21 protein-coding genes are annotated in these 21473 nt (G+C 72.0%); 7 read left to right on the forward strand and 14 right to left on the reverse strand.

Features of this window, described 5'->3' with window-relative positions; translation table 11 throughout:
- Positions 1-76: 76 nt before the first annotated feature.
- The 5 genes from gatB to ABZ646_RS16215 form a co-directional block, all read right to left on the reverse strand.
- Positions 77-1591, reverse strand: coding sequence for an Asp-tRNA(Asn)/Glu-tRNA(Gln) amidotransferase subunit GatB (gene gatB, locus ABZ646_RS16195; protein ID WP_360518633.1), 1515 nt, complete (start codon positions 1589-1591; stop codon positions 77-79).
- Positions 1592-1606: 15 nt separating this feature from the next.
- The gene (locus ABZ646_RS16200) at positions 1607-1849 is read right to left on the reverse strand and encodes a hypothetical protein (protein ID WP_360518636.1); all 243 of its coding nucleotides are present in this window, start codon (positions 1847-1849) and stop codon (positions 1607-1609) included.
- Complete coding sequence (gene gatA / locus ABZ646_RS16205) at positions 1846-3339, reverse strand: Asp-tRNA(Asn)/Glu-tRNA(Gln) amidotransferase subunit GatA (RefSeq protein ID WP_360518639.1); 1494 nt, start codon at positions 3337-3339, stop codon at positions 1846-1848. The genes ABZ646_RS16200 and gatA overlap by 4 nt, the downstream gene beginning before the upstream one ends.
- A 5-nt stretch (positions 3340-3344) precedes the next feature.
- Positions 3345-3641, reverse strand: a complete 297-nt coding sequence (gene gatC, locus ABZ646_RS16210; RefSeq protein ID WP_007384860.1) for an Asp-tRNA(Asn)/Glu-tRNA(Gln) amidotransferase subunit GatC — start codon at positions 3639-3641, stop codon at positions 3345-3347.
- Positions 3642-3804: 163 nt separating this feature from the next.
- On the reverse strand, positions 3805-4176 hold the full coding sequence (locus tag ABZ646_RS16215; RefSeq protein ID WP_360518643.1) for a DUF4267 domain-containing protein: 372 nt from the start codon (positions 4174-4176) through the stop codon (positions 3805-3807).
- Positions 4177-4270: 94 nt separating this feature from the next.
- On the opposite strand from ABZ646_RS16215, the gene ABZ646_RS16220 reads away from it, so the two are divergent.
- Entirely contained in the window at positions 4271-4870 is a 600-nt protein-coding gene (locus tag ABZ646_RS16220; RefSeq protein WP_360518646.1) for a TetR/AcrR family transcriptional regulator, read from the forward strand.
- Between the two features lie 67 nt (positions 4871-4937).
- Here ABZ646_RS16220 and ABZ646_RS16225 read toward each other — a convergent pair whose 3' ends face one another.
- The 3 genes from ABZ646_RS16225 to ABZ646_RS16235 all read right to left on the reverse strand — a co-directional run bounded on the left by ABZ646_RS16225 (position 4938) and on the right by ABZ646_RS16235 (position 10598).
- Positions 4938-7175: a bifunctional diguanylate cyclase/phosphodiesterase gene (locus ABZ646_RS16225; RefSeq protein WP_360518649.1), complete on the reverse strand. Its 2238-nt coding sequence runs from the start codon at positions 7173-7175 to the stop codon at positions 4938-4940.
- 212 nt (positions 7176-7387) lie between these two features.
- Entirely contained in the window at positions 7388-9583 is a 2196-nt protein-coding gene (gene ligA, locus ABZ646_RS16230; RefSeq protein ID WP_360518652.1) for an NAD-dependent DNA ligase LigA, read from the reverse strand.
- Between the two features lie 13 nt (positions 9584-9596).
- Positions 9597-10598 carry a methionine synthase gene (locus tag ABZ646_RS16235; RefSeq protein ID WP_360518655.1) on the reverse strand — a complete coding sequence of 334 codons (1002 nt, stop codon included), beginning with the start codon at positions 10596-10598 and terminating at the stop codon, positions 9597-9599.
- Between the two features lie 256 nt (positions 10599-10854).
- Between ABZ646_RS16235 and ABZ646_RS16240 the strand changes: the two genes are divergently transcribed.
- Positions 10855-12078, forward strand: a complete 1224-nt coding sequence (locus tag ABZ646_RS16240; RefSeq protein ID WP_360518658.1) for a cytochrome P450 — start codon at positions 10855-10857, stop codon at positions 12076-12078.
- Positions 12079-12236: 158 nt separating this feature from the next.
- Positions 12237-13460 carry a cytochrome P450 gene (locus tag ABZ646_RS16245; protein ID WP_360518661.1) on the forward strand — a complete coding sequence of 408 codons (1224 nt, stop codon included), beginning with the start codon at positions 12237-12239 and terminating at the stop codon, positions 13458-13460.
- A gap of 36 nt (positions 13461-13496) precedes the next feature.
- Here ABZ646_RS16245 and ABZ646_RS16250 read toward each other — a convergent pair whose 3' ends face one another.
- Both ABZ646_RS16250 and ABZ646_RS16255 read right to left on the reverse strand, forming a co-directional pair.
- Positions 13497-14201, reverse strand: coding sequence for an SDR family oxidoreductase (locus ABZ646_RS16250; protein WP_360518664.1), 705 nt, complete (start codon positions 14199-14201; stop codon positions 13497-13499).
- A 16-nt stretch (positions 14202-14217) separates the two neighbouring features.
- Positions 14218-14757: a TIGR00730 family Rossman fold protein gene (locus tag ABZ646_RS16255; protein WP_360518667.1), complete on the reverse strand. Its 540-nt coding sequence runs from the start codon at positions 14755-14757 to the stop codon at positions 14218-14220.
- A gap of 85 nt (positions 14758-14842) precedes the next feature.
- Here ABZ646_RS16255 and ABZ646_RS16260 point away from each other — a divergent pair, with 85 nt between their 5' ends.
- Positions 14843-15169 (forward strand): DUF427 domain-containing protein, encoded by a 327-nt coding sequence (locus ABZ646_RS16260; protein WP_360518670.1) that lies wholly within the window; start codon positions 14843-14845, stop codon positions 15167-15169.
- On the opposite strand, the gene mnmA is transcribed toward ABZ646_RS16260, so the two are convergent.
- Positions 15145-16281 (reverse strand): tRNA 2-thiouridine(34) synthase MnmA, encoded by a 1137-nt coding sequence (gene mnmA, locus ABZ646_RS16265; RefSeq protein WP_360518673.1) that lies wholly within the window; start codon positions 16279-16281, stop codon positions 15145-15147. The two genes, ABZ646_RS16260 and mnmA, sit on opposite strands and share 25 nt — an antisense overlap.
- A 60-nt stretch (positions 16282-16341) precedes the next feature.
- Between mnmA and ABZ646_RS16270 the strand changes: the two genes are divergently transcribed.
- Positions 16342-17004: an N-acetylmuramoyl-L-alanine amidase gene (locus ABZ646_RS16270; protein ID WP_360518676.1), complete on the forward strand. Its 663-nt coding sequence runs from the start codon at positions 16342-16344 to the stop codon at positions 17002-17004.
- A 223-nt stretch (positions 17005-17227) separates the two neighbouring features.
- Positions 17228-18841, forward strand: coding sequence for a multicopper oxidase domain-containing protein (locus ABZ646_RS16275; RefSeq protein WP_360518679.1), 1614 nt, complete (start codon positions 17228-17230; stop codon positions 18839-18841).
- 84 nt (positions 18842-18925) lie between these two features.
- On the opposite strand, the gene ABZ646_RS16280 is transcribed toward ABZ646_RS16275, so the two are convergent.
- The 3 genes from ABZ646_RS16280 to ABZ646_RS16290 form a co-directional block, all read right to left on the reverse strand.
- A complete protein-coding gene (locus ABZ646_RS16280; protein WP_360518682.1) occupies positions 18926-20089 on the reverse strand; it encodes a cysteine desulfurase family protein in 1164 nt (387 codons plus the stop codon).
- Between the two features lie 163 nt (positions 20090-20252).
- Positions 20253-20525 carry a DUF4190 domain-containing protein gene (locus ABZ646_RS16285; RefSeq protein ID WP_360518688.1) on the reverse strand — a complete coding sequence of 91 codons (273 nt, stop codon included), beginning with the start codon at positions 20523-20525 and terminating at the stop codon, positions 20253-20255.
- A 35-nt stretch (positions 20526-20560) separates the two neighbouring features.
- Entirely contained in the window at positions 20561-20728 is a 168-nt protein-coding gene (locus tag ABZ646_RS16290) for a hypothetical protein (RefSeq protein ID WP_165939399.1), read from the reverse strand.
- Between the two features lie 121 nt (positions 20729-20849).
- Here ABZ646_RS16290 and ABZ646_RS16295 point away from each other — a divergent pair.
- The coding region (locus ABZ646_RS16295; RefSeq protein WP_360518685.1) for a TetR family transcriptional regulator at positions 20850-21473 on the forward strand (624 nt) is incomplete at its 3' end.

Genomic DNA, 21473 nt, shown 5'->3' on the forward strand with positions numbered 1-21473 from the left:
AAGAAGTACATGCACGGGCTGGAGATGGACTCGTCGAAGGTGCTGCCTGCGGGGCCGTACCGTGCGAACCGGGTGCTCAGCCCTCGCTGACGCCGAGCTGTTCCAGGATCAGTTCCTTGACGCGGGCCGCGTCGGCCTGGCCGCGGGTCGCCTTCATGACCGCGCCCACCAGGGCGCCGGCCGCGGCCACCTTGCCGCCGCGGATCTTGTCGGCGATGCCCGGGTTGCCGGCGATGGCGTCCTCGACGGCCTTGCCGAGCGCGCCCTCGTCCGACACGACCTTGAGGCCGCGCCTGTCGACGACCTCGTCCGGGGTGCCCTCGCCCGCGAGGACGCCCTCGATGACCTGGCGGGCCAGCTTGTCGTTGAGGTCACCCTTCGAGACCAGCTCGGTGACCCGGGCGACCTGCGCCGGGGTGATCGCCAGTTCGTCCAGCGAGGTGCCCGACTCGTTGGCGCTGCGCGCCAGTTCGCCCATCCACCACTTGCGGGCCGAGGCCGCGTCGGCACCGGCGTCGATCGTGGCGACGATCAGGTCCAGCGCGCCGGCGTTCTGAATGGCCTGCATGTCGGTGGCCGAGATGCCCCACTCCGCGAGCAGCCGGGTACGGCGGGCCAGCGGCATCTCGGGCAGCGCCGAGCGGATCTCCTCGACCCACTCGCGGGACGGCGCGACCGGGACCAGGTCGGGCTCAGGGAAGTACCGGTAGTCCTCGGCCTCCTCCTTCACGCGGCCCGAGGTCGTCGACCCGGTGTCCTCGTGGAAGTGCCGGGTCTCCTGGACGATCGTCCCGCCGCCGCTCAGCACGGCCGCGTGCCGCATGATCTCGAAGCGGGCCGCACGCTCCACCGAGCGCAGCGAGTTCACGTTCTTCGTCTCGGAGCGGGTGCCGAACTTCTCGGTGCCGTGGGGGCGCAGCGACAGGTTCACGTCGCAGCGCATCTGGCCCATCTCCATGCGGGCCTCGGACACGCCGAGCGCCCGGATGACCTCGCGCAGCTCGCGGACGTACGCCCGCGCCACCTCGGGGGCACGCTCGCCCGCGCCCTCGATCGGCTTGGTGACGATCTCGATGAGCGGGATGCCCGCGCGGTTGTAGTCGAGCAGCGAGTGCGAGGCGCCGTGGATACGGCCCGTCGCACCGCCCACGTGGGTGGACTTGCCGGTGTCCTCCTCCATGTGGGCGCGCTCGATCTCCACCCGGAAGGACTCGCCGTCCTCCAGCTGCACGTCGAGGTAGCCGTTGAAGGCGATCGGCTCGTCGTACTGGGAGGTCTGGAAGTTCTTCGGCATGTCCGGATAGAAGTAGTTCTTCCGGGCGAAGCGGCACCACTCGGCGATCTCGCAGTTCAGCGCGAGACCGATCTTGATCGCGGACTCGACGCCGGTCGCGTTGACGACCGGGAGCGCGCCGGGCAGGCCGAGGCAGGTCGGGCAGGTCTGCGAGTTGGGCTCGGCGCCCAGCTCGGTCGAACAGCCACAGAACATCTTGGTCCTGGTGCCGAGTTCGACATGGACCTCAAGGCCCATGACGGGGTCGTACGACGCCAGCGCGTCCTCGTACGACACCAGGTCGGTCGTGGTGGTCACGGTGAAACTTCCCTCTCAGCCCAGCAGGACGTCGTCGTCGCCCAGCCGCTTCAGCTCGCGGTAGAGGATCGCGAGGCCGGTCGCGATCGCCACGGCGGAGACCGTGGCGTCGATCAGCCGGAGCGTGTCGTGCTCGGCGCGGGCCTTCTTGATCTGCTTGGCGACACTCACCGCGCCGAACGCGGTGGTGGCCATGGACAGGTACGTGCCGGACTTCGACTTCTTGAAGCCCTTGGCCTTCGACAGTGCGTTGCTCACAGCGACGGTGCCTCCTCAAGGAGCGGGTGCCCCCACCTTTCCACGAAGGCGGCCTCGACAGCGGCTCCGACCTTGTAAAGGCGGTCGTCCTTGAGCGCGGGGGCGATGATCTGCAGGCCCACCGGGAGGTTGTCCTCCGGGGCGAGGCCGCAGGGCAGCGACATCGCCGCGTTGCCCGCGAGGTTCGTCGGGATGGTGCACAGGTCGGCCAGGTACATCGCCATCGGGTCGTCGGCGCGCTCGCCGATCGCGAAGGCAGTGGTCGGCGTGGTGGGCGACACGATGACGTCCACCTGCCCGAAGGCCTTCTCGAAGTCGCGCGTGATGAGCGTGCGGACCTTCTGGGCGGAGCCGTAGTAGGCGTCGTAGTACCCGCTCGACAGGGCGTAGGTGCCCAGCATGATGCGGCGCTTCACCTCGGGGCCGAAGCCGGCCTCACGGGTGAGGGAGGTGACCTCCTCGGCGGAGTGGCCGCCGTCGTCGCCGGTCCGCAGGCCGTAGCGCAGGCCGTCGAAGCGGGCGAGGTTGCTCGAACACTCGCTCGGCGCGATCAGGTAGTACGCCGACAGCGCGAGGTCGAAGGACGGGCAGTCCAGCTCGACGATCTCGGCGCCCAGCTCCTTGAGGAGGGCGACGGACTCGTCGAAGCGCTGGATGACGCCGGCCTGGTAGCCCTCGCCGCGGAACTGCTTGACGACACCGACGCGCATGCCCTCGACGCTGCCGTTGCGGGCGGCCTCGACGACCGGCGGGACCGGGACGTCGACGGAGGTGGAGTCGAGCGGGTCGTGCCCGGCGATGACCTCGTGCAGGAGGGCCGCGTCCAGGACCGTACGGGCGCACGGGCCGCCCTGGTCCAGGGAACTGGAGAAGGCGACCATGCCGTACCGGGACACCGCGCCGTACGTCGGCTTCACGCCGACCGTGCCGGTGACGGCGGCCGGCTGGCGGATCGAGCCGCCGGTGTCGGTGCCGATGGCGAGCGGGGCCTGGAAGGAGGCGAGGGCCGCGGACGAACCGCCACCCGAGCCACCGGGGATCCTGGTGAGGTCCCAGGGGTTGCCGGTCGGGCCGTACGCGCTGTTCTCGGTGCTGGACCCCATGGCGAACTCGTCCATGTTGGTCTTGCCGAGGATGACGACGTCAGCGGCCTTGAGCCGCTTGGTGAGGGTGGCGTCGTACGGCGGGATCCACCCCTCCAGGATCTTCGAGCCGACGGTCGTCGGGATGCCCTCGGTGGTGAAGATGTCCTTGAGCGCGAGCGGGACGCCGGCCAGTGGGCCGAGCTTCTCGCCCCGGGCCTTCTTCTCGTCGACGGCACGGGCCTGCGCCAGGGCGCCCTCGCGGTCGACGTACAGGAAGGCGTGCACCTTCTCGTCGACGGCCTCGATGCGGGCCAGGTGGGCCTCGGTGACCTGCACCGCGGTGAGCTCGCCGGAGGCGATCTTCGCAGCGGTCTCGGCGGCCGTGAGCTTGATGATGTCCGTCATGCTGTCTAGTCCTCCCCCAGGATCTGCGGCACCTTGAAACGCTGCTGCTCCTGGGCCGGGGCGCCGGAGAGCGCCTGCTCGGGGGTGAGCGAGGGACGGACCTCGTCCGCGCGCATGACGTTCGTCAGCGGCAGCGGGTGCGAGGTCGGCGGTACGTCTTGGTCGGCGACCTCGCTGACGCGGGCGACCGCGCCGATGATGTCGTCCAGCTGTCCCGCGAAGTGTTCGAGTTCTTCGGGCTTCAGCTCCAGACGCGCCAGCCGGGCGAGGTGGGCGACCTCCTCGCGCGTGATGCCAGGCATGCAGCGTTCCTCTGGGGTGAGTGTGTGTGGTTTGGAGCCAATCCTATGGGGCGGGGCCCGGTGGCTGTTAAACGGTTTGGCCGGGCCCCGTATCCATCGGGTTTCCGGGGCGTTTCGCCCAGGCCGCCGGAGAGCGCGCCGCCGGTGACGGCGTGCCGGGCCGTCAGACGAGGAACAGCAGGACGGCGCTGATCAGGACGATGATCGCGGTGGCGAAGTGGACCCCGTAGGCGACCGCCCTGGCCCCGCCGTTGCGGAGCACGTTCACGGTGTCCCCGAGCGGCACGAGTGCCACACCGAGCATGAACCAGGCCTCGGCATGCGCACCGGCGAAGGCCAGCAGCGCGAGCCCCACGACGCCGTACGTGCCGTCCCTGAGGCCCTTGACGGTGAGGTAGGCGCCGGCGTCGCCCTTGGGGTCGGCGGGCACGCCGTAGCCGGCGGCGGCGGGGCCCGGCTGGAACAGGAACCGGTAGCCGAGGAACAGGCAGAACAGGTCGAGCAGGATCGCGAGGGTGTACGCGGTGACGGTCATGGTCTCCCCCTGAGAGAGTTTCTAGCAGTGCTAGGACTGATAGCGAAGCTAGCAGAGCATCGACAGATTGGCTAGCGCTGCTAGAATCCGGAGCATGTCGATTCAGAACCGCCGGGAACGCGAACGGGCAGAGCGTGAGCAGCTGATCGTCACGGCCGCCCGTGAACTCGCCGAGACAGAGGGTTGGGACGCGGTGACGACCCGCCGCCTGGCCGCCGAGATCGAGTACAGCCAGCCGGTGCTCTACAGCCACTTCAAGGGCAAGGACGCGATCATGGCGGCGGTGGCGGTCCAGGGCTGCGCCGACCTCGCGGTGGAGCTACGTGCGGCACGCGCGTCGGCGCGGGGCACCAGGGAGGCACTGGCCGCCGTCGCGGCCACGTACACGTCGTTCGGGCGCCGCCGCCCGGCCCTCTACGACGCGATGTTCACCCACCTGGTGGACCTGCCGTTCGCCACCCCCGAGGCACCGGAGCCCCTGCAGGCGGCGTTCCGCGAGATCCTCCAGGTGATCGAGCCGATCACCGCCGACGACGAGAACCCCGGCATCCTGACGGAGACCTTCTGGGCGGCCCTGCACGGCCTGGTGACGCTGACCCGAAGCGGCCGCCTCCCGGAACCCGCCCACGAGGAACGCCTGACCTTGCTGATCGCCCACTTCACAGCGCCCCGCCAGAGGCGCGGGGCGGTGTGAGACATGCGGCTTTGCCGCGTGGGCGCGAGCAACCACAACGCACCCGCACCCGCCGACGGCTCAGCGACTACTCGGCCGCCGGCAGAGCCGCCCGCGGCCGCTCCCACCCCCGCGCCCCCCGCGCCAGCAGCCACGCGGTGGCCTCCTCCGGCGGCATGGCGGCAGCGACCAGCCACCCCTGCACCGCATCGCACCCGAGGTCCCGCAACCGCTCCCAGGTCTCGTCGTCCTCCACACCCTCCGCGACGACCAGCAGCCCCAGCGAATGCGCGAGATCGACCGTGCAGCGCACGATCTCGGCGTCCTCGTTGTCCACGGCCAGCCGGGCCACGAAGGACCGGTCGATCTTCAGCTCGCTCACCGGCAGCCGCCGCAGGTGCACCAGCGACGAGTACCCCGTACCGAAGTCGTCCAGGGACATCTTCACGCCGTGCCCGTTCAGCCCGGCGAGGGTGTCGGCGGCCCGCTGCGGGTCCTCGAGGAGCACGTGCTCGGTTATCTCCAGCTGCAGCGCCCCGGCCGGAACGCCGTGCCGGGCCAGCCGCGCCGCCACCAGGCCCGCGAACCCCGGCGTGTGGACGTCGCGCGGCGAGACGTTGACCGCCACCGGCACCCGCAGCCCCTGCGCCCGCCACGCGGCGACCTGCCCGAGCGCGGTCTCCAGGACGTACTCCGTCAGATGGGGCATCAGCCCGGAGGACTCGGCGATCGCTATGAACTCGTCCGGCGGTACTTTGCCACGCTCGGGGTGCACCCACCGGACGAGGGCCTCGAGTCCGGCCACCTGGCCGTCGAAGCGCACCTTGGGCTGGTAGTGCAGCTGCACCTCGTGGGCGTCCAGGGCACGGCGCAGATCGCCCAGCAGGCCCAGCCGGTCCGGGGTGTTGGAGTCCCGCTTGGACTCGTAGACCTCGACGCCGGTGCGGTCCCGCTTCGCCTGGTACATGGCCACGTCCGCCCGGCGCAGCAGCCCCTCCGCGTCGAGCGCGTGGTCGGGGAAGACGGCGACGCCGGCGCTGGCCTCCAGGACGAGGGTGAGGCCGTCGAGGTCGAGTGAGGAGGACAGGGCGGTGACCAGGTTGCGGGCCACCCGGGTCGCGGACGTCGTGGAGTCGGCGACGGGCAGTAAGACCGCGAACTCGTCACCGCCGAGCCGGGCCGCCTCCGCGCCGCGGGGCAGCGCGGCCCGCAGCCGGTCCGCTATCTGGAGCAGCAGCCGGTCGCCGGCGAGATGACCGAGCGTGTCGTTGACCGAACGGAACCGGTCGAGGTCGATCAGCATGAGGGCGGAGCGGGCGCCGATGCGTTCGGCGTCGTCGAGGGCGGTCCAGATCCGCTCCAGGAGCCACTGCCGGTTGGGCAGTCCGGTCAGCGGGTCGCGCAGCTGTTCCTCGGCGCGGGCCCGGGCTATCCACAGGGTGGAGTCGAGGGCGACCAGCGGGATGGAGAACAGCGGGAGCAGCAGCGGCTGCGCGACGGCGACCACGCAGACGAGCGGGGCGATGCCGAGCAGGGCGACGGCGACCAGGCCCTGTCGCATCAGGGCGGTGCGGGCGACGGTGGGCACTCCGCCGCCGCGCGGGATGTGCAGGTACCAGAGCAGGGCGCGAGTGACGGTGAGGTACGCCACCGCCACGAGCACGACCTCGGGAGCCGTGGTGACGCTCCAGCCGGCCGGGTTCCAGGGGGACTCGACGGTCGGTACCCGGCCGAACACCCCGAGCACGAGGGCGCCGGCGCCGATGCCGAGGATGTCCACCGCGCCGTGCAGGACACCCTGCCGCCAGCGGTGGCGCCTGGCTATGCCGACCAGGACGACGACGGTGAGGCTGACCATGCCGGCCGGGACCCAGCCGTAGAGCAGCAGGACGGCGAGGGTGAGGGCGGCGCCGGAGCCGGTGCCGCCCCACCAGCGGGCGCGGCCGAGCAGCACCAGGTGGCCGACGATGATGCCGGTCAGCACGGCCAGCGACCAGCCGACCGTGCCCGACGGGAAGAGGGCGTGGTTGTCGGTGAAGGCGCGGTAGAAGCCGGCGCCGAGGACGAACGCGGCGGCGCCGACGGTCCCGGCGGGCAGCGCGGGCCAGGACAGGTGCCGTTCGGAGTCGTGTTCGGATCCGGTCAGATGGGGCGGCGGCTCGACGGCGGCCAGCGGCAGCGGGTCACGGGCGTCCGCCATGAGGCTCGCGACCGGCATCCCGGCGCGCCGGTCGCCCCGCCCCGTCCCGCGGCTCTCCCGCCACGCGCACGCCCGGCGGCGCAGCGGCAGCCGTGCGCCCGGGGCGGCGCTCTCGGTCGGTTCCATTCCCGTCCCTCTCACAGCCGGCGGTGCCCACGCCATGCGGTCCGTGCCCTGCGGAGCACGGGAATGCCCCGACCGCAGCTGGGCACGGCAGGCGCATGTCCCAACAGTAGGCCGCAGAAGGCATTCACGGGCAGCGGTCGTGGACGGTTGCCCGATTGCACCCCGGCCACCCGTATGCATCTGGTATGCGCCGAACGGGTGACCTTCAACCGCTACTGCTCGGTCGGAAGGGCGACTTCGGCCGCCGCTTCGGGGCCCTGCTCCAACAGGACGACGAATCCGTCCTCGTTCAGGACCGGAACCTTCAGCTGCATCGCCTTGTCGTACTTCGATCCGGGGTTGTCACCGACGACCACGAACGATGTCTTCTTGGACACCGAGCCGGTCACCTTGGCCCCGCGGCTCTGCAGTGCGTCCTTGGCGCCGTCCCGGGTGTAGCGCTCCAGCGTGCCGGTGACGACGACGGTGAGTCCTTCCAGGGGGCGCGGTCCCTCGCCGTCGCCGGTGGACTCGTCCTCCAGCGGGACTCCAGCGGCCTTCCACTTTCGGATGATCTCGCGGTGCCACTCCTCGGCGAACCACTCCTTGAGCGCCGTCGCGATGATGCCTCCGACGCCGTCGATGCCGGCCAGTTCCTCCTCGGTCGCCTGCTCGATGCGGTCGATGGAGCGGAACTCGCGGGCCAGCGCCTGTGCGGCGACCGGTCCGACGTGCCGGATGGACAGCCCGTTGAGGAAGCGGGCGAGCGGACGGGTCTTCGCCTCCTCGATGTGCTGGAGGAGGGCGAGGGTGTTCTTCTTGGGCTCGCCCTTCTGGTTGGCGAAGACCGTGACGACCTTCTCCTCACCCGTCTTCGGGTCGCGCTTGGGCAGCCCGCTGTCGGGGTCGAGGACGTAGGCCTTGATGGGCAGCAGCTTCTCCACCGTGAGGTCGAAGAGGTCGCCCTCGTCGACCAGCGGCGGGTCGGCCGGCTCCAGCGGCCGGGTGAGGGCAGCCGCGGCCACCCCGCCGAAGTGCTCGATGTCCAGGCACTCCCGGCCCGCGAGATACGCCACCCGCTCCCTCAACTGGGCAGGGCAGGTACGGGCGTTGGGGCAGCGGAGGTCGATGTCGCCCTCCTTCATGGCCCGCAGCGGCGTCCCGCACTCGGGGCACTCGGCCGGCATCACGAACTCCCGCTCGCTGCCGTCGCGCAGGTCGGCGACCGGGCCGAGGATCTCCGGGATGACGTCACCGGCCTTGCGCAGCACCACGGTGTCGCCGATCAGCACGCCCTTGGCCTTGACGACCTCCTGGTTGTGCAGGGTCGCGAACTCCACCTCGCTGCCCGCCACGGTCACCGGCTCGACCTGGGCGTACGGCGTGACCCGGCCGGTGCGGCCGACGCCGACCTTGATGTCGATGAGCTTGGTGTTGACCTCCTCCGGCGCGTACTTGTACGCGATCGCCCAGCGCGGGGCCCGGGCCGTCGAACCGAGGCGGCCCTGGAGGCGGAGCTCGTCCAGCTTGACGACGACACCGTCGATCTCGTGCTCCACGGAGTGCCGGTGCTCGCCGTAGTGGGCGATGAACTCCCGTACCCCGTCGAGGTCGTCGACCACCCTGTTGTGCCGGGAGGTGGGCAGCCCCCAGGTCTTCAGCAGCTCGTACGCCTCGGAGAGCCGGGCAAGACCCGCGAAGCCCTCCAGGGCGCCGATGCCGTGCACGACCATGTGCAGCGGACGGGAGGCGGTGACGCGCGGGTCCTTCTGGCGCAGCGAACCGGCCGCCGCGTTGCGCGGGTTGGCGAACGGCTTGTCACCGGCCGCCACCAGCCGTTCGTTGAGCTCGGCGAACTTCTCCATCGGGAAGTAGACCTCGCCGCGGATCTCCACCAGGTCCGGGACCTTCTCGCCGTTCAACCGGTCCGGGATCTCGGCGATCGTGCGGACGTTGGGCGTGATGTCCTCGCCGGTGCGGCCGTCGCCGCGGGTCGCCGCGCGGACGAGGCGCCCGCGCTCGTACGTCAGGTTGACGGCGAGGCCGTCGACCTTCAGCTCGCACAGGAAGTGGAACTCCTGGTCGCCCAGCTCCTTGTGGATGCGCTCGACCCAGGCCGCGAGGTCGTCGTCGTTGAACGTGTTGTCCAGCGACATCATCCGCTCGCGGTGCTCGACCGAGGTGAACTCCGTCTCGTACGCCCCCGCGACCTTCTGGGTCGGCGAGTCCGGGGTGCGCAGCGGCGGGTACTGGTCCTCCAGCGCCTCCAGCGTCTTCAGCAGCCTGTCGAACTCGGCGTCGCTGACGACCGGGGCGTCCTTCACGTAGTACCGGAAGCGGTGCTCCTCGATCTGCTCGGCGAGCTGCGCGTGCTGCTCCCGTGCCTCGGCGGGCACCGCCGTCTGAGCCTGCTGCTTGTCGCCGGCCACCGTGTTCCTCCCGTTACTCTGGGTTGTCCGCGAGTGATCTCGCCGCCCGGACGCAGTGGGCGAGCGCCTGCCGGGCGTAGGCCGGGGAGGCGCCCGCGAGCCCGCACGCCGGTGTGACCGTGACGGTCTCCGCGAGCAGCCCCGGTCGCAGCCCCAGCCTGCGCCACAGCGTCCTGACACCCATGACGCTACCGGCAGGGTCTGACAATGCGGTGTCCGTGCCGGGCACGACACCGGCCAGCAGCCGGGTACCGGCCTCCACGGCCTCGCCGATCGTCTCGTCGTCACGTTCGGTGAGGAGCGAGAAGTCGAACGAGACCGCGGCGGCCCCGGCCCGGCGCAGCAGCGCGAAGGGCACGTCGGGGGCGCAGGAGTGGACGGCCACCGGGCCGCCGGCGTGGACGTCGACGACGTCCCGCAGGGTCGACTCGACGAGCTGCCGGTCCACGGCCCGGTGGGTGCGGTAGCCGCTGGCGGTCCGCACCTGGCCGCGCAGCACGGCGGTGAGGGACGGCTCGTCGAGTTGCAGCACCAGGCCGGCGCCGGGGATGCGGCGCCGTACCTCGGCGAGGTGCAGCCGCAGGCCCTCGGCGAGCGACGCGGCCAGGTCGCGGCAGGCGCCGGGGTCGGAGAGGACCGACTCGCCGTTCCTCAGTTCCAGGGCGGCGGCGAGCGTCCAGGGCCCGACCGCCTGCACCTTCAGCGGCCCCTCGTACTCCTGGGTGGACTCCTCCAGGGCGTCCAGGTCCTCGCCCAGCCAGGACCGGGCGCGCCGGGTGTCGCGGCCCGGCCGGTCGCCGATCCGCCAGCCGCTGGGCTCCACGCGCGCGTACAGCTCGACGAGCAGGCCCGCGGTACGGCCGATCATGTCGGCGCCGGGGCCACGGGCGGGCAGTTCGGGCAGGAACGGGAAATCCTCGAAGCTGCCGGTCGCGGTTCTCGCGGCCTCCCTGGCGTCGGTGCCGGGAAGCGAGCCGACGCCGGTGGCCGGGCCGAAGGTGGGGTGTGCGTTCACACGAGGAGCCTATGCGGGGTGACGGCGGGGCGGGTGGGGTGGTGATGCGGGTGCGGGTGCGGGGGGGTGCTGGTGCGGGTGCGGGTGCGGGTGCGGGGGGGGTGCCGGGCGGCACGGCGGTTCCGCTCAGCGGCACAGCGGGCGACAGGGCGGCCCCGGCTCAGCAGTCTGGGTCCGTCGGCGCGACGCTCCGCAGGCCGGCTCCCCCGCCGCTCTCCGGGGCCGTGGGCCCCGTCACCGTCCAGGAAGGACACCCATGACGTCGTCGCCAGCGCGTCCCGGGCCCGGCGAGGGTGCCCGCGGTTCCGGCGGCGCCGGCCCGGCCGCCCGGCACGGCGACGCGCTGGCGCTGCTGACGGCGGAGTTCGACGGCGGGCGCGGCGTGTGGCGCTCGGCGCCGGCCGGCGGGGTGTGCGTCGCCGATCCCGAGGCGGCCCGCGCGGTGATGGGCAACCGGCACGGCGTCGTGGCGGACACCTCCGACTTCTACCATCACCGGAACGGCGTCTTCGGACCGCGTTCCGCGCAGGTCGCCGTCGGTCGTGCGGCCCGCCTGCTGATCCAGCGTCACCTGCGGGAGCGGCAGGCCGACCTGCCCCGGCTCGTCGAGGAGCTGCCGGCCCCGCGCAGCGAGTGGCCGGACGCCGGGAACCTGCTCGTCCTGCGGCACCTGCGCGACGTGCTGCTGCACCCGGACGCACCGCCCCACCTGCACACGACCGTGGAGGCGATCGTCTCCCGCGCGGTGCTGGCGGGCGCCCGCCGTCGCCACTCGGCGCCGTCCCGGTTGCTGTTCCGGCGCCGTGCGCTGTCGGCCCTGCACGCGGAGATACGCGCCCGGCAGCGGGCGCCACTGCCACCGGGTCACCCGGCCGGGCCACGCGACCTCGTCGACGTCGTCGTCGGCGGGGGCGGCCCGACGGCGGATCCCCGGGAACTCGTCGAGGTCTACCTGTCCTTCCTGTTCGCCACGGCCGGGTCGATCGGGTTCGCGCTCGGCTGGTCGGTGCTGCTGCTGGGCACACACCCCGAGCGCGCCGCCGCGGAACCCGCCTGGATCGTGCGCGAGGCGCTGCGGCTGTGGCCGGTGGCCTGGCTGTTCGCCCGCACGCCGAGCCGGGCACAGGAGCTGGGCGGGGTGCGGGTCACGCCCCGGGACCGGCTCATGGTGTGCAGCTACCTGGTGCACCGGCACCCCGGGTACTGGGAGCGGCCCGACGAGTTCGTCCCCGAGCGCTGGGCCGAGGCCCCGCCGGACGCGGCCTACCTGCCGTTCGGGCACGGTGCGCACACCTGCGCCGGCGCGACCGTCGCCGTACGGCTGCTGGAGGACCTCGTGGGCCTGCTGACCCGTGACCGGCGGGTGTCCGTCGCCCCGGTCACCGCTGACAGTGCCGGACCCCAGGTGGGTCCGGCGCTGGCTCCGCCGCGGTTCACCGCGACGCTGAGCCGCCCCGACGGCTGTCCCGAGAGGAGGTGAACCAGCATGCGCGCGCTGTACCTCAAGACGAAGTCGGTCCTCAACGTCCGCCGCACGTACGGGCAGTTCTGGTACCTGTACCACCACATCTGACCGGCCGGGCGCGGGGAGGCGCCGACCGGCCGGCTCCCCGCGCCCCCACGAGGGGAACGCCCACCATGACCACCCCGCAGCATCCCGAGGACTTCCTGAGTTCCCTGCGGCTGCGCAGCGCCCGGGAGGACGGCGTCTTCTGGGTCGACGACCAGCGGCTCGGGATCTTCGAGCCGGAGGCCGCGCGCCGGGTCAGCGCCACGAACTGGCACCACTTCGTCCTCCAGGACCGGCTGGTCGACATGGTCCGCCGGCGGCGGAGTCCCGAGGTGCGGTGGAGCCTGATCCGTTCGACGTGGCTGACGCAGTTGCACACCCTGGCGACGGCACAGCAGCACGGCCTGCTGATCGAGCGCATGGAGCGGGTGCTGGACGCGCGGGCCGGGCAGGACACCGACCTGACCATGCTGATGCAGGACGTCGCGCTGCGCTCGCTGCTGCCCGTCGCGCTCGGCGGGCTCACCGGCGCCGAGGCGGAACTGGTGCGCCGGGACCTGGAGATGAAGCTGTCCCGGCTGGTGTCCGCCACACCGGGCGGTGTCCTGCACCACCTCCGCCATGTCGCCGTGCAGGTGCGGGCCGGGCTGGTGGTCCGCCGGGTCCTGCGGCAGCGCGCCCGCGGTCGGCGCGGGCGCGAGCCGGACCTCACGGACCCCTTCGTGGACCTGCTGCCCGAACTCGGCATGGACCGGGCGCTGGACGTGGTGACCACCGTCCTCACCGCCATCGGCGGCCCGCCCGGCACCGCCGCCGCGAGCGTGCTGTACGAGTTCGTACGGAACCCCGAATGGCAGCGCCGCCTCGAAGCCGAACTGGCCGCCGTGGACCCGGTGGAGTTCCGCACGGCACCCACGCGGGCGGCCCCGGTGACGCACCGGTTCGTGAAGGAGGTGCTGCGGATGTGGAGCCCGCCGCTGCTGCTGGTGCGCCGCTCCACGTTCGCGTTCGACCTGGGGCGGACGCGGCTGGAGCCGGGGCAGTGGTATCTGCTGAGCCCTCACCTGATCCATCGCGACGAGCGGGTCTGGCAGCGGCCGGACGTCTTCGACCCGGACCGCTTCCTGCCCGGCGCGCCGCACGGGCCGGCGAACCGCACCTGTTACGTGCCCTTCGGCTGGGCGCCGAAGAAGTGCGTGGGCGCGAACGTCGCCGTCGTCCAGCTGATGGCCCTGTGCCACCTGCTGTGCACGCGCTACCGGCTGACCGTGCCGGATCCGGAGGCGGTCACGATGGCGCTGCGGTTCGCGCCGGTCCCGGAGAACTTCCGCGGCCGGCTGACCTTTCGCTGACCGCGACCGGCGACCGGCGAGCCGACCGCGGCCGTGCTACGCCAGGCCGGGCATCGGGCCGGGACGCACGGTGACGTCGGTGATCTCCGCGTCCCTGGGGAGGTCCAGGGCGGTCAGGACGGTGGTCGCCACCGACTCCGGGTCGATCCAGCGGGCCGGGTCGTACTCCTTGCCCTCCTGCTGGTGGACCTTCGCCTGCATCGGGCTCGCCGTGCGGCCCGGGTAGACCGAGGTGACCCGGACGCCGTTGCCGGACTCCTCCTGGCGCAGGGCGTCCGCGAGGGCCTTCAGGCCGTGCTTGGACGCCGCGTACGCCGACCAGCCGGCGTTGGCGTTGAGTCCCGCGCCCGAGTTCACGAACACCACATGGCCGCGGGCGGCGCGCAGCTGGGGCAGGAAGTGCCGGGTCAGCTCGGCCGGCGCGATCAGGTTGACGTTCAGCTGGTGCCGCCAGGACTTCGGGGTCAGCTCGCCGACCCCGCCCAGGTCCACCACGCCCGCGATGTGCAGCAGCGAGTCCACCCGGTCCGGGAGCGACTGGTGGGAGAAGGCCCAGGAGAGCCTGTCCGGGTCCGCCAGGTCGCCGACCAGGGCGCGGGCGCCCGGGAACTCGGCGACGAATTCCTTGGCGCGGGCCGCGTCGCGCGCGTGCAGGACGAGGTCGTCCCCGCGCGCGTGCAGCCTGCGGGCCACGGCGGCGCCGATACCGGATCCGGCGCCGGTGATCACATGAGTTGCCATGAGGGCCATGCTCGCATCAGCACGCCGGCCGGCTCGCCTCCAGGTAGGCGAGCGCGTCGGCGGGTTCGGCGGCGAAGTGCATCAGCTCGGGCAGGGGGCGGGGCAGGAAGCCCTCGGCCTCCATGCGGCGGAACTGCTCCTCCAGGCCGTCGTAGAAACCGGCGGTGTTCAGCAGGACGACCGGCTTGTCCGTGCGGCGGTGCTTCTTCAGTTCCAGGATCTCGGTCGCCTCGTCCAGGGTGCCGGTGCCGCCGACCATGATCACGACCGCGTCGGCCTTCTCCAGGAGGAGCCGCTTGCGCTCCGCGAGGGAGGTCGCGACGACCATCTCGTCGACGCCCGGGCGGGCCTTGTTGGCGAGGAACTCGACGGTGACGCCGATCAGCCTGCCGCCGCCTTCCTCGACTCCGTCCGCGACGACCTTCATGAGACCGGTGTCGGACCCTCCCCAGACCAGTGCGTGGCCGCCCTCGCCGATGAGTTTGCCGAAGTCGCGGGCGGGGCGGGTGTAGCGGTCGTCGAGGTCGGCGGCGGAGAGGAAGACGCAGATTCGCATGGGATCAGGGTAGGCATCGGTGGGGTACGGCGCGTACGGGTGCCGGTGCCGGGAACAACCGGGCGCCGACGCGCGTCACCTCTACATGGCCTCTGGACACACCATCACCATCGAAGACAGTGACCGGCACGTGCGCGTGACGCACGGCGACCTCGTTCTCGCCGAGAGCGACCGGGCCCTCGTGCTGCACGAGACCGGCTGTCCCCCGCGCTACTACATCCCCGCCGACGACGTGCGGCTCGACCTGCTCACGCCCTCCGCGTCGCACAGCGTCTGCCCCTTCAAGGGCACCGCCTCCTACTGGTCCCTGCCGGACGCGCCGGACCTGGTCTGGGCCTATCCCGAGCCCAAGGCCGACGTCGCCCGGATCAAGGACCACCTCTGCTTCTACGACGTCGAGGTCACCGACTGACGGCGCACCGTCGACGCGATCGTCGCCGAGCCGACCACGCGGGTGCCGTCGTACAGGACGATCGCCTGGCCGGGGGCGACGCCTCGGACCGGTTCGGTGAACGTGACGTGCAGGGTGCCGTCGACGAGTTCCGCGCTCACCTCGGTCTCGCCGCCGTGGGCGCGGAGCTGGGCGGTGTAGAGACCGGGGGCCGTGGGCGCGGTGCCGCACCAGCGGGGCTTGATCGCGGTGAGGCCGGTGACGTCGAGGGCGGCGGCCGGGCCGACCGTGACCGTGTTGTCCACCGGTGAGATGTCGAGGACGTAGCGCGGCTTGCCGTCGGCGGCCGGGGTGCCGATCCGCAGGCCCTTGCGCTGGCCGATGGTGAAGCCGTACGCGCCCTCGTGGGTGCCGACCTTCGTGCCCGACTCGTCGACGATGTCGCCCTCCGCCTTGCCGAGCCGCCGGGCCAGGAAGCCCTGGGTGTCGCCGTCCGCGATGAAGCAGATGTCGTGCGAGTCGGGCTTCTTGGCGACGGCGAGGCCACGGCGCTCGGCCTCCGCGCGGATCTCGTCCTTGGTGGTCACCGTGTCGCCGAGCGGGAAGAGCGCGTGGGCGAGCTGCTTCTCGTCCAGGACGCCGAGGACGTACGACTGGTCCTTGGCCATGTCGGAGGCGCGGTGCAGTTCGCGGGAGCCGTCGTGCCCGACGACCACCTTCGCGTAGTGGCCGGTGCACACCGCGTCGAAGCCCAGGGCCAGGGCCTTGTCCAGGAGCGCGGCGAACTTGATCTTCTCGTTGCAGCGCAGGCAGGGATTGGGGGTGCGCCCGGCCTCGTACTCGGCGACGAAGTCCTCCACGACGTCCTCGCGGAAGCGGTCGGCGAGGTCCCAGACGTAGAACGGGATGCCGATGACGTCGGCGGCACGGCGCGCGTCGCGGGAGTCCTCGATGGTGCAACAGCCCCGGGCGCCCGTGCGGAAGGACTGCGGGTTCGCGGAGAGCGCGAGGTGGACGCCGGTGACGTCGTGGCCGGCTTCCGCCGCGCGGGCTGCGGCGACGGCGGAGTCCACGCCGCCCGACATGGCGGCGAGGACGCGGAGGGGACGGGTGCGCTGCGGGGTGTCTGTCATAGCCCCTCCAGGGTACGGGGGCGCGGGAACCGGGGCCCACGAGTATCCGTTGGGGATCACATGGGGGTGAATCAGCCAGTGGCGGGTGATCGGGACCGGCGGATCGGGCGGCGCGCGCTGCTGATCGGCGGGGCGGCGGCGGCCGTCGGCACGGCGGCGCTGACCAGGGACGAGCTGACGCGGTTCTACTGGCGGCTGCCCGGGGTGCGCCGGGCCCGGGTGGCGGGTGCGGTGGACTTCAGGGGGGCGCGCTGGGTGGCGGCGTCCCCGGCGAACTACCGGACGGCCAACCGGCCGGACGACTACCCGGTCGACCGGGTGGTCGTCCATGTCACACAGGGCGGCTGGGCGAGCGCGGTGCAGGCCTTCCAGGACCCGGCGCACGGGGCGGCCGCGCACTACATCGTGCGCAAGGACGGCCGGATCACCCAGCTGGTCCGCGAGCTGGACGTGGCGTTCCACGCGGGCAACCGGTCGTACAACGAGCGGAGTGTAGGGATCGAGCACGAGGGGTTCGTGGACCGTCCGCAGGACTTCACCGACGCGATGTACGCGGCCTCGGCGCGGCTCACGGCCGCGATATGCGGGCGCTACGGCATGGCCGTGGACCGCGAGCACGTGATCGGCCATGCGGAGGTGCCGGGGACGGACCACACCGACCCGGGCGGGCACTGGGACTGGGATCGCTACCTGCGGCTCGTGCGGCGGGCCGGACAGGCGTGACCCCGGTTCCTCTCGTGACCCAATCGTGACCCTGTGGTCGCGCTGCGCACCGCCTGTGTCCGTTGCGTCCCCCACCCCGGGCGCCAGCTGCGCCTCGCCAACTCCGGCTATTTTTCAGGGGAGTTAAGCGTCACCGGCATCCACGGCCGCCTCACAGTCCCCCGGGTCGGCTCCTAACTTCGCCTCAGATTTCGCACAGTCCCCAGGTCGAACATCCGTGGCCATGACCCACACCACAGATCCCGCCTTCGAGGCGGACGGAACCGACGAGCAGGTCACCCGCGGCGGCCGACGGCGCCCCAAGGGCTCGGAGCACGCCAAGGCCGGGCGTGTCACGGATGCCGAGCACGCCAAGGAGGCGACGGCCAAGCGCGGCAAGGGAGTTCACCGCCGCAAGTTCCTCGGCGGCATGGCCGGGGTCGGGCTGGGCGCCGTCGCCGCGGGCGGCGCGACCTTCGCCCTGCTGGCCGACGCGAAGGGCAACAAGGCGGGCGCCGCGACCAACACGGCGACGCTGACCGTCCCGGACCTCCTGGAGGGCACCACCTCCGGCAGCACCACCACCTTCACGCTGGAGGCGAAGACCGGCACCGCCGAGGTTCTCTCCGGGGTCACCAGCGACACGATGGGCTACAACCAGTCCTTCCTCGGCCCCACCATGAAGTGGACCAACGGCGACACGGTCCTGCTCAACATCACCAACAGCCTGGGCGAGGACACCACCGTCCACTTCCACGGCGCCCACGTCCCCGCCAAGACGGACGGCGGCCCCCAGGTCGCCTTCGCCGACGGGGAGACCTGGTCCCCGACGTTCACGGTCAAGGACGACGCCAAGACGCTCTGGTACCACCCGCACGCCCTGGGCACCACGGCCAAGCAGGCGGTGCACGGACTGGCCGGCATGATCATCGTGGAGGACGACTCGACCGCCTCCTCGGACCTGCCCAGCACCTACGGCACCGACGACATCCCGCTGATCTTCCAGAGTCTGGCCACCGACAGCGCCGGCGACATCAAGTACAACCTCAGCGGCTACCTGAGCAGCGGGCTGAGCTTCCCGCTGCTGCTGAACGGCACCAACGTGGACGACACCACGCTGACGTTCACGGCGACCAGGACCCGCACCCGCTTCCGGGTGCTCAACGCCTCGCCGTCCGACATCATCACCATCCAGCGCAGCGACGGCGGCAACCTCAACCAGATCGCCACCGACCAGGGTTACCTCACCGCGGCAACCGAGGTGACCGGCATCCGGCTGGTGGCCGGCGCCCGCGCCGAGTTCGTCCTCGACCTGTCGGACGCCGTCACGCTGCAGGCCGTCGTCAGCACCGGCTGGGTCCGCGGCGGCAGCGGCACCTACGACGTGCTCGCGATCACCGCGTCCGGCACCGACACCCCGGACGACCTGCCGGCCTCGCTCAACACGATCGACCGGTACGACACCAGCGACTTCACCGCCCGGACCATCACCCTCGGCCAGAGCGGCACGACCATGACGATCAACGGGTCGGCGGGGACGAGCATGTCCTCGATGGCCATGATCAGCACCACGCTGGGGGCCAAGGAGATCTGGACCGTCAAGAACGGCACCCAGCTGGAGCACTCGTTCCACCTGCACGACGTGCCCTACCAGTTGATCTCCGTCAACGGCGAGGATCCGACGGGGGTCGACCTCGGCTGGTTCGACACCTACGAGGTGGTCGGCGGCGGCTCGATCCAGATCGCGATGGAGTTCACGGACTTCGCCGACGACACCTACATGTACATGCTGCACTGCCATCTGCTGCAGCACGAGGACGAGGGGATGATGGCGTCCCTCATGGTGACCGAGAGCTAGCCGGGGCCCGGCCTCCCGGTCAGGCTGCCGCCGGCGGCGGACGCGCCGGCGGCAGCCGTTCGTACGTCGGCTTCGGCGGCGGTCCTACGACAGTCCGGCGACCCGGGCCCGCTCCACCGCCGGGCCGATCGCCTTGGCGACGGCGTCGACGTCGGCCTGGGTGGAGGTGTGGCCGAGCGAGAAGCGCAGGGTGCCCCGGGCCAGGTCCGGGTCGGTCCCGGTGGCCAGCAGGACGTGGCTCGGCTGGGCGACACCGGCCGTGCACGCGGAGCCCGTCGAGCACTCGATGCCCTGCGCGTCGAGCAGCAGGAGCAGCGAGTCGCCCTCGCAGCCCGGGAAGGTGAAGTGGGCGTTGGCCGGGAGGCGGTCCACCGGGTCGCCGCCGAGGATCGCGTCCGGTACGGCCGTACGCACCGCGTCGATCAGCCGGTCCCGCAGGGCGCCGACCTCGCGCGCGAACCGCTCGCGGCGCTCGGTGGCGAGGCGCCCCGCCACCGCGAAGGAGGCGATCGCCGGGACGTCGAGGGTGCCGGAGCGGACGTGCCGCTCCTGGCCGCCGCCGTGCAGGACCGGTACGGGGCTGTACTCACGGCCGAGCAGCAGGGCGCCGATGCCGTAGGGGCCGCCGATCTTGTGGCCGGAGACGGTCATCGCGGCGAGGCCGGAGGCGGCGAAGTCGACCGGGGTCTGGCCGAACGCCTGGACCGCGTCCGCATGCAGGGGGATGTCGAACTCGTGGGCCACGTCGGCGAGTTCGCGGACCGGCAGGATCGTGCCGATCTCGTTGTTGGCCCACATGACGGTGGCGAGGGCCACGTCGTCGGGGTTGCGGGCGATCGCCTCGCGCAGCGTCTCGGGGTGGACCCGGCCGTAGCCGTCGACGGGGAGGTACTCCACCGTCGCGCCCTCGTGTTCGCCGAGCCAGTGGACCGCGTCGAGGACCGCGTGGTGTTCGACGGGGCTGGACAGGATGCGGGTACGGGCGGGGTCCGCGTCGCGGCGGGACCAGTAGAGGCCCTTGACCGCGAGGTTGTCGGCCTCGGTACCGCCGGAGGTGAGCACGACCTCGCTGGGGCGGGCGCCGAGCGCCTCGGCCAGGGTCTCCCGGGATTCCTCGACCGTGCGGCGGGCCTGGCGGCCGGAGGCGTGCAGGGAGGACGCGTTGCCGGTGACGCTCAGGGCGGCGGTGAGGGCCGCGGCCGCTTCCGGGAGCATGGGGGTCGTGGCTGCGTGGTCGAGGTAGGCCATGGTGGGTCGATTCTACGGGCGGGGCTCCGCCGTAGGACCGAGGGGCGCCGCGGCCGGCTCGGACCGGTGGGTCACTGCGGCCCGCGTGACTGGTCGCGCCCACGCGGCGGTAGCCGCACATGCGGTACGGCCCCGCGCCCCTGTGGGGCGCCATGAACCCTTTTCACAGGCTCCAGGAGATCGTGTTCGAGACCGCCATCGCGATGCCGAGGACCGCCAGGTCCGCGACGCCCAGGAACAGGCCCAGGTAGGCACGGCCCTTGCGGGTGGTGCCGCGCCACAGGGCGACGGCCGCCAGGGCGATGGAGATCGGGCCCAGGAACAGGTTCAGGACCAGGAGGCCCAGCAGGCCCAGGATGAAGGACGCGACGGCCATGCCGTCGGCGTCGCGGGTGCGGGGCTGGGTGCGGGGGGTGGCCGGGGCAGTGAGTTGCATCATGGTCAGCTCCTCTGGCGAGCGGGGACGGAAGGTCAGTTCGCCGAGGTGCGGCGGTGGCGGGCGATGCGCTCGCGGACCGCGAAGACGGCCAGCCAGACGGCGATGACGGCGGCCAGGCCCGCGGTGACGTCGAGCGGCGCGTGGGCCACGGTGCCCAGCACCACGCCGAGCAGCATGAGTGCGGCGACGAGGAACAGCATGGGTTTCGATCCCCCTCCGTTACGTTTGGGTGAACGGTTGTAGTTACAGTTGTTCACTGACTTCGAGTCTAGCAACCTCCACGGCTTTTCAATTCCGGAGAACAGTTGTTAACTGGATGACATGAGTCACACCCTCGGCATCCGGCAGGCCCAGAAGCAGAAGACCCGCCAGGCCTTCCTTGACGCGGCGCTCGGGCTGCTGGAGGAGCAGAGCCTGAGCAGCCTGGGGCTGCGCGAGGTCACCCGGGCCGTCGGGGTCGCCCCGACCGCCTTCTACCGGCACTTCCGCTCCACCGCCGACCTCGGTGTCGCGCTCGTCGACGAGGCACTGGGCAGCCTGCACCCCATGGTCCGTACGACGGTGGCCACCCCCGGCGCCGAGCGCATCACCCGGGCCGTGCGGCTGATCGCCGACCACGTGGCCGCGCACCCCGCGCACGTCCGGTTCATCGCGCGCGAGCGGCACGGCGGGGTGCAGCCGGTGCGGGCGGCGATCCGGGACCAGCTGGCCCGGTTCGCCGAGGAGGTCAAGACGGAGCTGGCCAAGGACCCCGAGGCCGAGGGCTGGCACGACGACGACCTGCTGATGCTGGCCCACCTCTATGTCGACCAGATGCTCATCACCGCCTCGCTGTTCCTGGAGACCCTGGAGTCGTACAACAGAGTCCGCCAGCCCACCGGGTCCTTGAGCGTCATCCAGAGCCGCTGCGAGCCCGCGCCGCGCTTCCCCCACGGCAGCGGCGTC

This window comes from Streptomyces sp. NPDC007162, assembly GCF_040634175.1.
Lineage (GTDB): Bacteria > Actinomycetota > Actinomycetes > Streptomycetales > Streptomycetaceae > Streptomyces.

Excerpts from the sequence above, each read along its gene's own strand:
- gatA (WP_360518639.1), bottom strand. The coding sequence starts at position 3,339 with ATGACGGACATCATCAAGCTCACGGCCGCCGAGACCGCTGCGAAGATC.
- gatC (WP_007384860.1), bottom strand. The coding sequence starts at position 3,641 with ATGCCTGGCATCACGCGCGAGGAGGTCGCCCACCTCGCCCGGCTGGCG.
- ABZ646_RS16215 (WP_360518643.1), bottom strand. The coding sequence starts at position 4,176 with ATGACCGTCACCGCGTACACCCTCGCGATCCTGCTCGACCTGTTCTGC.
- ABZ646_RS16220 (WP_360518646.1), top strand. The coding sequence starts at position 4,271 with ATGTCGATTCAGAACCGCCGGGAACGCGAACGGGCAGAGCGTGAGCAG.
- ABZ646_RS16225 (WP_360518649.1), bottom strand. The coding sequence starts at position 7,175 with ATGGAACCGACCGAGAGCGCCGCCCCGGGCGCACGGCTGCCGCTGCGC.
- ABZ646_RS16240 (WP_360518658.1), top strand. The coding sequence starts at position 10,855 with ATGACGTCGTCGCCAGCGCGTCCCGGGCCCGGCGAGGGTGCCCGCGGT.
- ABZ646_RS16245 (WP_360518661.1), top strand. The coding sequence starts at position 12,237 with ATGACCACCCCGCAGCATCCCGAGGACTTCCTGAGTTCCCTGCGGCTG.
- ABZ646_RS16250 (WP_360518664.1), bottom strand. The coding sequence starts at position 14,201 with ATGGCAACTCATGTGATCACCGGCGCCGGATCCGGTATCGGCGCCGCC.
- ABZ646_RS16255 (WP_360518667.1), bottom strand. The coding sequence starts at position 14,757 with ATGCGAATCTGCGTCTTCCTCTCCGCCGCCGACCTCGACGACCGCTAC.
- ABZ646_RS16260 (WP_360518670.1), top strand. The coding sequence starts at position 14,843 with ATGGCCTCTGGACACACCATCACCATCGAAGACAGTGACCGGCACGTG.
- mnmA (WP_360518673.1), bottom strand. The coding sequence starts at position 16,281 with ATGACAGACACCCCGCAGCGCACCCGTCCCCTCCGCGTCCTCGCCGCC.
- ABZ646_RS16270 (WP_360518676.1), top strand. The coding sequence starts at position 16,342 with ATGGGGGTGAATCAGCCAGTGGCGGGTGATCGGGACCGGCGGATCGGG.
- ABZ646_RS16275 (WP_360518679.1), top strand. The coding sequence starts at position 17,228 with ATGACCCACACCACAGATCCCGCCTTCGAGGCGGACGGAACCGACGAG.
- ABZ646_RS16280 (WP_360518682.1), bottom strand. The coding sequence starts at position 20,089 with ATGGCCTACCTCGACCACGCAGCCACGACCCCCATGCTCCCGGAAGCG.
- ABZ646_RS16285 (WP_360518688.1), bottom strand. The coding sequence starts at position 20,525 with ATGCAACTCACTGCCCCGGCCACCCCCCGCACCCAGCCCCGCACCCGC.
- ABZ646_RS16290 (WP_165939399.1), bottom strand. The coding sequence starts at position 20,728 with ATGCTGTTCCTCGTCGCCGCACTCATGCTGCTCGGCGTGGTGCTGGGC.